The 13074-nt window shown below is 68.2% G+C and carries 9 protein-coding genes; 5 read left to right on the plus strand and 4 right to left on the minus strand.

The window, feature by feature from the left end; genetic code table 11:
• Positions 1-79 precede the first annotated feature (79 nt).
• A complete protein-coding gene (gene dld, locus DK459_RS17025) occupies positions 80-1771 on the plus strand; it encodes a D-lactate dehydrogenase (RefSeq protein WP_108914225.1) in 1692 nt (563 codons plus the stop codon).
• A gap of 57 nt (positions 1772-1828) precedes the next feature.
• Here the strand turns inward: dld and DK459_RS17030 are convergent, their stop codons facing one another.
• Complete coding sequence (locus DK459_RS17030) at positions 1829-3307, minus strand: flagellin (protein ID WP_158288277.1); 1479 nt, start codon at positions 3305-3307, stop codon at positions 1829-1831.
• Between the two features lie 333 nt (positions 3308-3640).
• The gene (locus DK459_RS17035; RefSeq protein WP_110134932.1) at positions 3641-4516 is read right to left on the minus strand and encodes a LysR substrate-binding domain-containing protein; all 876 of its coding nucleotides are present in this window, start codon (positions 4514-4516) and stop codon (positions 3641-3643) included.
• Positions 4517-4621: 105 nt separating this feature from the next.
• Between DK459_RS17035 and trpB the strand changes: the two genes are divergently transcribed.
• The 3 genes from trpB to DK459_RS17050 all read left to right on the plus strand — a co-directional run bounded on the left by trpB (position 4622) and on the right by DK459_RS17050 (position 9238).
• The gene (trpB, locus tag DK459_RS17040) at positions 4622-5830 is read left to right on the plus strand and encodes a tryptophan synthase subunit beta (RefSeq protein ID WP_006386559.1); all 1209 of its coding nucleotides are present in this window, start codon (positions 4622-4624) and stop codon (positions 5828-5830) included.
• A 17-nt stretch (positions 5831-5847) separates the two neighbouring features.
• Complete coding sequence (trpA, locus tag DK459_RS17045; protein ID WP_223308498.1) at positions 5848-6618, plus strand: tryptophan synthase subunit alpha; 771 nt, start codon at positions 5848-5850, stop codon at positions 6616-6618.
• A gap of 184 nt (positions 6619-6802) precedes the next feature.
• A complete protein-coding gene (locus tag DK459_RS17050) occupies positions 6803-9238 on the plus strand; it encodes a DNA internalization-related competence protein ComEC/Rec2 (protein WP_110134933.1) in 2436 nt (811 codons plus the stop codon).
• A 56-nt stretch (positions 9239-9294) separates the two neighbouring features.
• Here DK459_RS17050 and DK459_RS17055 read toward each other — a convergent pair whose 3' ends face one another.
• Both DK459_RS17055 and DK459_RS17060 read right to left on the minus strand, forming a co-directional pair.
• Positions 9295-10605, minus strand: a complete 1311-nt coding sequence (locus DK459_RS17055) for an ArgE/DapE family deacylase (protein WP_024069374.1) — start codon at positions 10603-10605, stop codon at positions 9295-9297.
• A gap of 29 nt (positions 10606-10634) precedes the next feature.
• Positions 10635-11960 (minus strand): MFS transporter, encoded by a 1326-nt coding sequence (locus DK459_RS17060; RefSeq protein ID WP_024069373.1) that lies wholly within the window; start codon positions 11958-11960, stop codon positions 10635-10637.
• Positions 11961-12092: 132 nt separating this feature from the next.
• On the opposite strand from DK459_RS17060, the gene DK459_RS17065 reads away from it, so the two are divergent.
• Entirely contained in the window at positions 12093-13070 is a 978-nt protein-coding gene (locus tag DK459_RS17065; protein ID WP_024069372.1) for a LysR family transcriptional regulator, read from the plus strand.
• The last annotated feature ends 4 nt before the right edge of the window (positions 13071-13074 follow it).

The following is a 13074-nucleotide window of genomic DNA, read 5'->3' on the forward strand; positions in this document are numbered from 1 at the left end:
CGCGCTTGCCCCTTGCGTCGTCACCGATGGCGTGATGGGCATGATTTCCCGTTCCCACAGTTTCTTACCAAGGACCTGAATGAATCCCGATAACCAGCGCCTGCTTGACGAATTGCGTGGCATTGTAGGCACCGCCCATGTCTTGACCGACCCGCAGCATACGCAACGGTTTCGGACAGGGTTCCGCTTCGGCTTCGGATCGGCGATCGCGGTCGCGCGCCCGGGCAGCCTGCTGGAGCAATGGCGCCTGGTCCAGGCTTGCGTGGCGCATGACAAGATCGTGATCATGCAGGCGGCCAATACCGGGTTGACCGGGGGTTCCACCCCGGACGGCAATGACTACGATCGGGAGATCGTGATCATCAGCACGTTGCGCATGAAGAAAATACAGCTGATCCGCGATGGGCGCCAGGTGATCTGCTTTCCCGGCGCAACCTTGGATCAGCTGGAGAAGGCGCTCAAGCCGCTGGGACGCGAACCACACTCGGTCATCGGGTCCTCATGCATTGGCGCTTCGGTGTTCGGCGGGATTTGCAATAATTCCGGTGGATCGTTGGTTCAGCGAGGTCCCGCCTTTACCGAAATGGCCGTGTTCGCGCAATTGGGGCAGGACGGCAAGCTATCCCTGGTCAACCACTTGGGCATCTCGTTGGGCGAAACCCCGGAGGAGATCCTGCGGCGTCTGGACGACGGGACCTATCGTCCCGATGACATCCGCGACGGTGGGCGAGGGTCCGACCAGGATTATGCACGGCACGTGCGCGACGTCGACGCGGACTCGCCGGCGCGATTCAACGCGGACCCGAAACGGTTGTACGAGGCTTCAGGGAGCGCCGGAAAACTGATTCTCTTTGCCGTGCGCCTGGACACGTTTCCGGCGGAGACACAGACCGACGTTTTCTATATCGGGACGAACGATCCCTCGGAACTGACGGATATTCGACGATACCTTTTGACGGCCCTGCCGGCATTGCCCATTGCAGGGGAATACATGCACAGGGACGCGTTCGATATCGCCGACGTCTACGGCAAGGACACCTTCCTGGCCATCCGCAGGCTGGGCACCGCAAGGCTTCCGACCTTTTTCGCATTGAAGGCACGCGTGGACAATTTCTGCGCGAGATTCTCGTTCCTTCCCAGGAACATGAGCGACCGGCTATTGCAGTTCTTCAGCGGACGCTGTGGCGATCACCTGCCCGCCCGCCTGCGCGACTTTCGCGCCCGGTATGAGCACTATCTGATGATCAAGGTGTCGAGAAAGTTGAAGGAGCCGCTTCAGGTTTTCCTGGATTCCTATTTCAAGAAGGCCAGCGGCGCGTATTTCCTGTGTACCCCGCAAGAGGGCGCGTCGGCTTTCCTGCTGCGATTCGCGGCGGCGGGGGCCGCCGTCCGCTACCGCGCCATGCATCCGGACGCGGTGCAGGACATCGTCGCGCTCGATATTGCCTTGAAGCGCAATGACCGGGACTGGCTGGAAGTGCTGCCCGCGGAAATGGAGACCGCCATGGTGGCCAAGCTCTATTACGGGCACTTTCTCTGCCATGTCTTCCACCAGGACTACATCGTGAAAAAGGGCGTGGACTGCCTGGAACTGGAACACCGTATGTGGAAGCTGCTGGACGCCCGTGGCGCGCAATATCCCGCCGAACACAACGTTGGACATCTGTATCGCGCCGGCCCGGAGCTCCGAAATTTCTATCGGGCCCTGGATCCGTGCAATCAATTCAATCCGGGGGTCGGACAGCTTTCAAAGCGCAAGAACTGGTTGTGAGGCGCCGAAGTCCCTCACCCTAGTGCTGCACGCGCGCTGGTCGTTGCCGACGACGCGTCAATCTTCCTTCAACAACGCCAACACGTTCTGCGCCAGCTGGTTGGCCTGCGTCAGCGCCACCTTGCTGGCCTGCTGCAGGATCTGCTGGCGGGTCAGGTTGGAGGTCTCCACCGCGTAGTCCGCGTCCTCGATGCGGCTGCGGGCCTGGCTGAGGATGCCGGCAGTGTGGTTGAGGTTGGTGATGACCGAACCCAGGCGGTTCTGCATCGCGCCCAGTTCGCCGCGCAGGCTGTCCACCTGGCCCAGGGCGTTGTTCACCCGCTTCATGGGCGCGACCTTGAGGTTGACGGTGGGCGGCGCGTCTTTCGGCTTGAATGACACCTCGCCGGTGGACGAAATGCTGATGTCGTAGAAATTGCCGTCGCTGCCGCTGACGACGTATTCGCCGTTGGCGTTGCCGCTGGCGTCGGTCAGGTAATGCACCTTGCTGTCCTGGTCGAACAGGGGCCGGCCATCGCGGGCCGTGGGCACCGGCGCGAGGCTCTGGAGAAAGTCGAACAGCCTGATGGGCGTGTCTTTCTTGACACCATCGGCGGGGACAGTGATCGTGCCGCCTGGCAGGGAGACAGTGCCCACCGCGATGGCCGCAACCTCTGCCGCGCTCAGTGTCGTCACGTCCAGCACGGGCAAGGTCGTGACGTCGATATCGAGAACCCCCCCTGTGGCGGTGGGCAGGGGCGTTACCTGGTAATTGACGATGACGCCGGGGGTGGGGAAATCATGAACCTGCGCGTTGTAGTAGGTCGCCCCATTGAAGTCATACCGAACCATGAAGGCCTGGAACATCGTGAGTGTCGTGGAGCCTGACCGCATGTTCAAGGTGGCGGTGGTGGTGGTCGGTGGCACGATCGCGGGTGGCGGCGCGACGGCCGGCGGCGGGGCGGTGGGCGCGGGATCGGGTTCGGTGTCGATCACCGTCCTGTCCACCGCGCCGCCCAGGCGCGGATCGTGCACCACGTCGATCCGGTCCAGTTCCAGGGTCTTCGTATCGACCCGCCTGGTATTGATGTCGATGGTGTCGCCGTCGTTGACGCCGATCTGGAGCGGGATGTCGACATCCTGCGCCAGCACATCGAGGTTGTTGAAGCGTGTCTGGTGGGAAATGCGCTCGATTTCAGCCAGGTGCTGGTCGATCTCGGCCTGGATGGCCTGAAGGTCGTCGAGCGAGAGGGTGCCGTTCTGCGACTGGACCGCCAATTCGCGGATGCGTTGCAGGCTGCGGCCCATTTCACCCAACGCGCCTTCGATGGTCTGCGCCAGCGAAATGCCGTCGTTGGCGTTGCGCGCCGCCTGGTGCTGCCCACGGAGTTGGGCGGTGAAATGGCCGGCGATCGATTCGCCGGCGGCGTCATCCGCGGCGTGGTTGATGCGCAGGCCGGACGACAGGCGTTCCATGGCGACACCCTGCGCGGATTCCGATTTGCCCAGGTTGGTACGCGCCCGTAGTGACAGGGCCTGGTTTCGGATCGAGGGCATGAGGTTCTCCAATGCAAGGTTGCGACAGGGCCATGCCGCGGCTGCAGCGGGCACGGCGTGCATGTTGTTGCGGACGGAATGGCGGGGGGCGATTCGCGCCGTTGTCGTGTCGCCGTGGACGGCGACATGTGCGACGGATCAACGCGATGGCCGAGACGGGGTTGATGATGGCACGCGGCCAGCTTGCGGTGACCCGCCACGGGCCGCCAAGACGCGGGTTGGCTTATCCAATCTGGAATAGATCATTTTGAAAATGCTAAGCCGATCGTCCGCCGGACGTCTCGCGGCGAAGACAAATCCCGGATCGATCCGACGCGGCGCCCGCGCCGGCGGTCAGGATGCGTCGGACTGCGCTTCCGTCGTCAGCCAGCGCTTGAGCGCGTCCACGATCTGCCCGGCATCGGCGCGGGCGTAAAGGCTGAACCGGCCACCGGTTTCGTGGAACCCGAGGGGCGCGGCCAGCCGGCCCGCGCGGATGTCGGCCTGCGCCAGTTCCCTGGGCGCCATGCCGATGCCCAGGCCGGCCGCCGCGGCTTCGAGCATGTGGCCGAGCTGGTCGAACTGGCGCCTGGGTTGGCGCGTGTCGAGCGTCAGGCCGCGGGCCTGCGCCCAGTGTTCCCAGATGGCGGGGCGCGAGGCGGTGTGCAGCAGGGGCGCGCCCGCCACGTCGGCGGGCTGGCGGATGCGCCGGGCAAGATCGGGCGTGCAGACCGGGCCGATGGCCTCCCGGAACAAGGGCAGCGCCTGGATGGCCGGCGACTGGTGCGCGTCGGCCACGATCAGCACGTCGACCACGCGCCGCTCCAGCAGGCCAATGTCCGTGGCGGTTTGCAGCCGGACCTGGACGTCGGGATGGTCGCGCTCGAAATGCTCCAGCCTGGGGATGATCCAGTTCGACAACAGGCTCGCCGGCGCGCCGATCACCACCTCTGGCGACGCCGATCGGCCGAGCAGTTCGGCCAGGCGTTGTTCCAGCATGTCGAAGGCCGGCAGGCTGGCGCGGTGCAGGTCCTGGCCCGCCGCGGTAAGCCGCACGCCCTCCGAGTGACGGTCGAACAGCTTGCGGCCCAGCCAGGTTTCGAGCTGCCGGATCTGCTGGCTGACCGCGCTGTGCGACACGCCCAATTCCTGCGCCGCCAGCGACAGGTTCAGGTGCCGGGCGGCGCTGTCGAAAAAGCGCAGCGAGTTCATCGGGGGCAGGTTACGCATGCTGCCGATATTAGAAAATCTGACACCAGTGCGCAAGAAATCTATGATTTATTCCGCCCATTTCCCTGGATACCATGGTGCCCATGTTCCCGAAGGGCTGAAGCCATGTCTTGTACCTTACATCCAGAATTTCCCGACGCGTCGGGGCAGTTCGGCGGCTACGGCGGCCGCTACATGCCCGAGACGCTGGCGCCGGCGCTGGACGCGCTTGAACGCACCTATCGCGCCGTCCGGGCGGAACCCGGGTTCTGGGCCGAGTACCGGGCCATGCTGGCGGACTACGTGGGCCGCCCGAGCCCGCTGCTGTATGCCGCGGCGATCAGCGACGAGCTGGGCGGCGCCCGCCTGTTCCTCAAACGCGAAGACCTGAACCACACGGGCGCCCACAAGATCAACAATTGCCTGGGGCAGGCGCTGCTGGCGCGGCGCATGGGCAAACGCCGCATCATCGCCGAGACCGGCGCGGGGCAGCACGGGGTCGCCACGGCCACGGTGTGCGCGTTGTACGGCCTGGAATGCGTGGTCTACATGGGCGCCGTCGACGTGGCGCGCCAATCGTCCAACGTGGCGCGCATGAAGATGCTGGGCGCCCAGGTGCGTCCGGTGCGGGACGGCAGCGCCACCTTGAAGGACGCGATGAATGCCGCCATCCGCGACTGGATCGCCCATCCGGACGACACCTACTACCTGCTGGGGACCGGCGCCGGCCCCCATCCCTATCCCTGGCTTGTGCGCGAATTGCAGAAGGTGATCGGCGAGGAAACGCGGGCGCAGATCATCGAGAAGACGGGGCGGCTGCCGGACGCGATGGTGGCCTGCGTCGGCGGGGGCTCCAACGCCATCGGCTTTTTCCATCCGTTCCTGAACGATGCCGGCGTGCGGCTGTTCGGGGTCGAGGCGGGCGGACGCGGCACCGAGACCGCCGAGCACGCGGCCAGCATCGGCGAGGGGGCGCCCGGCGTCCTGCATGGCTGCCGCAGCTATTTCCTGCAGGATGCGGATGGCCAGATCCGGAATGCCCACTCGATTTCGGCGGGCCTGGATTATCCGGGCGTTGGCCCCGAACACGCGTTGCTGCACGATACCGGGCGCGTCATCTACGAGTCGATCACCGATGCCGAGGCGGTCGACGCATTCGTCTGGCTGACGCGGCGGCAGGGCATCATCCCCGCGCTGGAAAGCGCGCACGCCCTGGCCTACGCCCGCAAGCTCGCGCCGCGCATGGCGCGCGACCAGACGCTGGTGGTGTGCCTGAGCGGGCGCGGCGACAAGGATATGGATTCGGTGCTGCAATTCACGGGGGAAGCGCGATGAACCGGCTTGAACGAACCTTGGCGGACCTGCGCGCCGCCGGCCGGCCGGGCCTGGCGGCCTACTTCACGGCCGGCGATCCCTGCTACGACGACTGCCTGGCCTTGCTGCGAGCGCTGCCCGCGGCGGGGGCGGACGTGATCGAGTTGGGCATGCCGTTCAGCGACCCGATCGCCGACGGCCCGGTGCTGCAACGGGCCAACGCGCGCGCGCTGAAGGCGGGGCAGACGCTGCGGCGCACCCTCGACCTGGTCGCCGCCTTCCGCGAGGAAGACGCCCACACGCCGGTCGTGCTGATGGGCTACCTGAACCCATTGATGCGCTATGAAGCGGCCAGCTTCATGGCCGACGCGGCCTGGGCCGGCGTCGATGGCCTGATCGTGGTGGATTTGTCGCCCGAGCATGCCGCCGGCATCGAACGGCTGGCGCGGCGGCACGGCATCGCCATCATCAGGATGACCGCGCCAACGACGCCGGACGACCGCCTGGAGCGGGTGCTGGCCGGCGCCGGCGGCTTCGTGTACCACGTCATGCTGGCGGGAACCACGGGAGCCGCGCTGCCCGCCGACGAAGTCATCGCCGCTTCGCTGGCGCGGCTCCGGGCGCGAACGCGGCTGCCCATCGCCGCCGGCTTCGGCGTGCGGACGGCCGACCAGGTGCGGGCGGTGGGGCGCCATGCCGATCTCGTCGCCGTCGGCACGCGGCTGGTCGAAGTGCTGGCGTCCTCCGGCGTGCCCGCGGCGCTGGCCGAAGTCCGGTCGCTGGCCGCCGCCGCCAGGGCGGGGCGCTAAACCGCGGCGATCCCGCGCCTGGCTTGCGCGCGGCGCCCTGGCGTTCCTCATTGCGAGCGCCGCGCCCCGCGGTCCGCCGAGGTGGGCAAATCCGTTCACTGGCCCATCCCCGGCGGGGCGGCGCGTCCTACGCTGATCCGTTTCTTGGGAGACGGATATCAAAGGGCGCATATTCTGCCTGGCCATGGTGGCGGGCGCCGGGGCGGTGCAAAGCCTGGCGGTGTTGCCGGGCGCGGCGTTGCGCCTGGTTGCGGGCGCGGCCTGCCTGCTGTTGGCGTGGGTGGCCCGCCGTTGGCGCAAGGGCACCGCGGGCGTGCTGGCGGTTTTGGCGGCGGGGCTGCTGGCCGGGGCGCTCAATGCCATGGTGCGGGCGCAATGGCGCCTGGATGACGCGCTTGCCGACGAACACCAGGACGCGGTGGCGCGACTGGTGCTGCGCGTGGCCGAACTGCCCGACGCCGACGCGCGCGGGGTGCGCTTCACGGCCGAGCAGGCGGGGCCGGGCCTGCCCGGCGTTCCCCGGCGCATCCTGGTCTCGTGGCTGGCGCCGCAGGCGGGCCGGCAGGAAGGGGCGCGGACCGCGCCGCCGGCGCTGCCGCAGGTGGTGCCGGGACAGGTGTGGCGCATGGCACTGGTGCTGCGCCGGCCGCATGCGCCGCTCAATCCCGAGGCGGCCGATGGCGAGGCGCGGCTCTTCGCGCGCGGCTTGCGGGCCACCGGCACGGTGCGCGGCCAGCCGCGCCTGCTCGATGACCAGCCCTGGGCCTCGGCCGGCGTCGCCATCGAACGGGCCCGTCATCAGGTTCGCGAAGGCATGCGGCGCGCGTTGGGCGGGCACCGCTACGCGCCGGTGCTGATCGCGCTGGCAATCGGCGACCAGGCGGGGGTGTCGCGCGAGGACTGGCGCATTTTCAATCGCAGCGGCATCACTCACCTGGTGTCGATCAGCGGCATGCATGTGACATCGATCGCCGGGCTGGCGGCGTGGCTGGTGGCGGCGGCCTGGCGGCGCGCGCGGTGGCGCGGCTGCGGCCTGGCCGAACGGGTTCCGGCGCGCATCGCCGGCGGCGTCGCGGCGGCGGTGGTGGGCCTGCTGTATTGCCTGTTGGCGGGGTGGGGCGTGCCGTCGCGCCGCACCTTCTTCATGCTGTCGGTGGTGCTGGCGGCCGCGTGGTCGCGCTTGCGGGTATCGGCGGGGCGGGTGCTGGCGTTCGCCGCCGCGGCGGTGACGCTGCTGGATCCCTGGGCGCCGATGGCGGCGGGATTCTGGCTGTCGTTCGGCGCGGTGGCGATTCTGTTGCGCGTTGCGCAGGCGCCGCGCGACGCCGACGCCGGCTGGCGGCAACGCTGCGGCGCGGCCCTGGCGCAGGCCACGCGGCTGCAACTGACCGTGACGCTGGGATTGACGCCGCTGCTCGCCTTCCTGGTACACCAGGTATCGCTGGGATCGCCGCTGGCCAATGCGGTGGCGATTCCGGCGGTGACTTTCCTGGTGACGCCATTGGCCCTGTTGTGCGCGCTGCTGTCGGTGACCCCGGCGATGGCGGGGGCCGCCGCCGTCGCCGGGCAGGCGGGGGCGCGGGTATTCGAGCTGGCAATGACGGTGGTGGCGTGGGTGGGCAACGCCGAGTGGGCCAGCTTCACGGTGGCGGCGGCGCCCTGGCCATGGCTGGCGTGGGCGCTGGCGGGCATGGCGTGGGCATTGCAGGCGCCGGGCTGGCCCGCCCGGCGCCTGGGATGGCTGTGCATGCTGCCGCTGTTGTGCTGGCGGCCGGAGCGGCCCGCGCCAGGCGAGTGGCGCATGAGCGCATTGGACGTCGGGCAGGGCAGCGCGATCCTGGTCGAGACCGCGACGCAGGCCCTGCTGTTCGATGCCGGCCCGCGCCATTTCGGCGGAGGCGACGCCGGCGAGCGGGTGATCGCGCCGCAATTGCAGGCGCGCGGCATCGGCCGGCTGGACGTGCTGGTGCTGTCGCACGCCGACCTGGACCACGTGGGCGGGACGCGTTCGGTGCTGGCGGCGGTGCCGGTGGCGCGTAGCTATGCGTCGTTCGATGTGGCGGCATGGCTGCGGCGCGACGCGCGCCTGTGGCCCGGGCAGGACGGCGCCGGGGCGGACGGCAGGACGCCGGCGCGGATGCTGCGTTGCGAGCGCGGCGACAGTTGGCAGGCCGATGGCGTGACCTTCACGTTTCTGCATCCCGCGGCGGGCGCGCCGGTCGCCGGTGGCGACCGCAACGCCAACAGCTGCGTGCTGCGAGTCGGGGGCGCCCATCATTCCCTGCTGTTGACGGGCGATATCGGCGTCGCCCAGGAGCGCGAGTTGGCCGCCCTTGGGCTGCCGCCCACCAATATCGTGCTGGCGCCGCACCATGGCTCGGCGTGGTCGTCCGGGCGCGAGCTGGTGGCGGCGGCGCGGGCCGGCCATGCGATTGCGCAGAGCGGCTACCTGAATCGCTTCGGGCATCCGGCGCCGGCGGTGGAGCGGCGCTGGCTCCGCGCCGGCGCGGCGTTCTGGCGCAGCGATCGCGACGGCGCGGTGATGGCCGAATCGCGCGCCGGCGGCCTCGATGTATGGGCCCAGCGGGCGCGCCACCGGCGCTATTGGCACGGACGCTGAGGCGGCGCCGCCCGACTGGGGCGCGCCGGCGCGCGGGCGCCCTGGCGCTCAGGCGCTCAGGCGCCCGTCTCGCTGACGCCGCACCACTGCGCGATGAACAACGCGATGGTCTTGGTGATCAGCCGCAGCGACTCCAGGTGCACGCGTTCGTCGAAGCCATGGATGTCGAGCGATTTCGGGCCGTAGACCAGCGTGGGCATGTCGCCATAGATCACGAACACCCGGGCGTCGAGATAGCCGGGCGTGGTGAAGCTCTGCAGCTCGCTGTTGAAGGCCTGCTGGTGGCACGCGCGCAGGGTGTTCTCGGCGGCGCTGCCTTCCTCCAGCACATAGCCTTCGGCGTAGAAGCCGGTGTAGGTGACCTGAGGCGGCGTGCCGCCCAGGCGCGGGTCGGCGACGGCATCGCGCAGGCAGGCGTCGATCTGGGCGCGGGCCTCGTCGGCGGTGGTGCCAGGATAGATCGCGGCGCGCACGTCGAATTCACACCAGGGCGGCACGGTCGACGGCCAGTCGCCGCCTTCGATCTTGCCGATGTTGAAATTGATCGGATGATCCAGGTGCTCGAAATGGCGGTGGCAGTGATGTTCGGCGTTCCACTTGGCCTCGATGCCACGCAGGGCTTCGATGGCGGCGTAGGCGGCATCGATGGCATTGAAGCCGTTGGCCATTTCGCGGGTGTGGGTGGGATGGCCCTGCACGCGGACCTTGAACCACAGCACGCCCACGTTGGCGCGCACCAGCATGTTCTCCTCGGGTTCCGGGATGATCACGGCATCGGCGCGGTAGCCGCGCAGCAGCGCCGCCAGGGCGCCGTTGCCGGTGCATTCCTCTTCGACCACCGACTGGAAATAGATGGGGGCGCCGGGCGCGTAGCCGGCCGCGCGCACCGCGTCGTAGGCGTACAGGTTGGCAACCAGCCCGGCCTTCATGTCGGCCGCGCCGCGACCGTACATCCAGCCGTCGATGATGGCCGGGTCCCAGGGCGAGCGGCTCCACATGTCGACCGGTCCGGTCGGCACCACGTCGATGTGTCCGTTCAGGATGAGGGAGCGGCCGGTCTGCTGTTCGGGACGATAGGTGCCCACCACGTTGAAGGCGTTTTCGTACGACACGGTCACCGGGCCGAAGCCGGGATGCGACTCGATGTCGCGCACGTCGATCTTCCAGCGGTCCATGGCGAAGCCGCGCGCGCGCATCGCTTCGAACAGGAAGTCCTGCGCCGTGTGTTCCTGTTCGCGCAGCGACGGAAAGCGCACCAGATCCTGGGTGAAGGCGAGCTGGGCGTCGAACCGGGCATCGACGGCCTGCAGGATGCGGCGGGTCTGTTCTTCGGAAAGCGCCGGCGGGGTGGAGGTTTGTTGCGTCATCGTGTTTCCTTGGGGAGGCGGATTCAGGTTCAGGCGGCCGGCGCGTGCGCGGCGCGGGGCGTGTCCAGCGCCAGCCGGCGCTTGTGGCCGGCCAGGGCCCAGATCGACACCAGCGTGATCGCCGACAGGGTCGAGTAGAAGATCGCCAGCGGCAGCCATTGGCCGGGATAGTGGTAGGTCAGCCAGGTGCCGATCAGCGGTGTCATGCCGCCGGCGACCGCGCCGCAGAGCTGGTACGAAAGAGAGATGCCGGAATAGCGCACGTGCGCAGGAAACGCCGCGCTGATGTAGCCGGCCATCGCCGAGTAGATCGCGGCCATGAAGACCAGCACGATGGCGATGCCGCCGACGATGCTGTAGGACGTGCCCTGCGTGACGAGCATGAACATCGGGTAGGGCGCCAGCACCGAACAGACCGCGGCCGTGATGAGCACGCGGGTCGGACCGAGGATGTCGGCCAGCCACGCCGCCAGCGGCTGCACGAAGAACTGGATGATGGCGACCGCGAACAGGCAGTCCAGGATCAGCTTGCGGTCCAGGCCCATCGTCTGCGTGGTGTAGGACAGCATGAAGGTGTTGGTGAAATAGATGCCGCCGATGGCCACGGTGCACACGCCCATGCACAACAGCACGGTGCGCCAGGCGGTGCGCAGCACTTCCTTGGCCGGGACCTCGGCGCGTTCCTGGCGTTCGAGCACCTGGGCGAAGTCGGGCGATTCATTGACGCCGACGCGGATGAAGTAGCCGACCAGCAGCAATACCGCGCTGATCAGGAACGGGACGCGCCAGCCCCAGCTGACGAAATCGGCTTCGTCCAGCGCGGTCAGCAGGCGGAACGCGAGCAGCGACAGGATCAGGCCGGCCGGGCTGCCCAGCTGCGCGAACGAGGCGGCGAAGGTGCGGCGCCGCTGCGAGGCGTGTTCGCCCGCCATCAGCACCGCGCCGCCCCATTCGCCGCCGACCGCCAGGCCTTGCGCCAGGCGCAGCAGCAGCAACAGGGCGGGGGCCCACAAGCCGGCGCTGGCGTAGCTGGGCAGCAGGCCGATGCCGACCGTGGCCAGGCCCATGATGACCAGGGTGGCCATCAGCGCCTTCTTGCGGCCGACACGGTCGCCCAGGTGGCCGAAGATGACGCCGCCCAGCGGACGCGCCAGGAAGCCGGCCGCAAAGGTGCCGAACGAGGCCATGGTGCTGATGAACGGGTCGGCCGTGGGGAAGAAGACCTTGCCGAACACCAGGGCGGCGGCGGTGGCGTAGATGTAGAAGTCATACCACTCGATGGTGGTGCCGACGAAGGCGGCGGTCGCGGCGCGCACGGGCTGGCGCGCCGCCGGAGCATGGGCGGGAGCGGTCATGGGTTTCCTCTTGGGGTGTTGTCGTTGTTCGAAGGCGTGTTTATCGCTCCCGCCTCGATATAACGTCAATTTATGATTTTTAATTTCTCACTTAAGTAAAATTGATGTTTTGATTTAGCACGCCCGCCATCGATGAAGCAGACCCACCCCGATCCCCGCAGCGGCGACCGCCTGGACTGGAACCTGCTGCGCACCTTCCTGGTCATCGTGCAGGAGCGCAGCATCAGCGGCGCGGCCGCCAAGCTGCACCTGACGCAATCGGCCGTCAGCCAGGCGCTCAAGCGGCTCGAGGAGCAGCTGGACCGGCGCCTGGTCGAGCGGCACAACCAGGCGTTCACGGTCACCAACGCCGGCGAGGAGGTGCGCCGCGCGGCCGAGGCCATCTACGGCAACGTGGCGCAGTTGCTGACCGACGTGTCGCAGACCGAGGTGGAGGCGAGCGGCCGCATCCACCTGCTGGTGGCCAGCCGCATCCATTCCCAGGTCTATGACAATTTCTGGGCCGCGTTCCACGCCGCCTATCCGCGCATCGAGGTGCAGTTGGACGTGCTGCCCAGCAGCGAGATCGTCACGCTGATGCAGCAGCGCGTGGGCACGGCGGGCATCGCGCTGTGCCGGCAGATGCCCAAGCGCCTGGAGAACAAGGTGTTCCTGCACCAGCGCTATGCCTTGTTCTGCGGCCGCAATCACGCGCTGTTCGGCCGGCAGGACCTGCGCATCGAGGACCTGATGGGCGAGAACTTCGTGTCTTTCGCCAGCGATGCGCTGGGCGACAGCCTGTCGCCGCTGACGATCTTTCGCGACCAGCGCGGTTTTTCAGGGCGGGTGGTGGCGACGTCGACGCAGCATGACGAGGTCAAGCGTCTGCTCATCGCGGGTTTCGGCATCGGTTGCCTGCCCGAGCACAGCGTGCGGCGCGACCTGGCCGAGGGCCGGCTGTGGCGTCTGCCGCCCGGCGAAGGGGTGTGTTCGGTCGACCTGCACCTGCTGTGGCATCGCGATGCGCCGCGCAGCCCCGCCGAAAAAGCCTTCCTGACGCACTTTCGCGACTATATCGATGGGTTCACCATGGCCGAGCGGCTGGCGTCCGACAACCTGCCGCCGCTTTGACGCG

The sequence above is a fragment of the Achromobacter sp. RW408 genome (assembly GCF_003184165.1).
GTDB classification, from domain to species: Bacteria; Pseudomonadota; Gammaproteobacteria; order Burkholderiales; family Burkholderiaceae_B; genus Achromobacter; species Achromobacter xylosoxidans.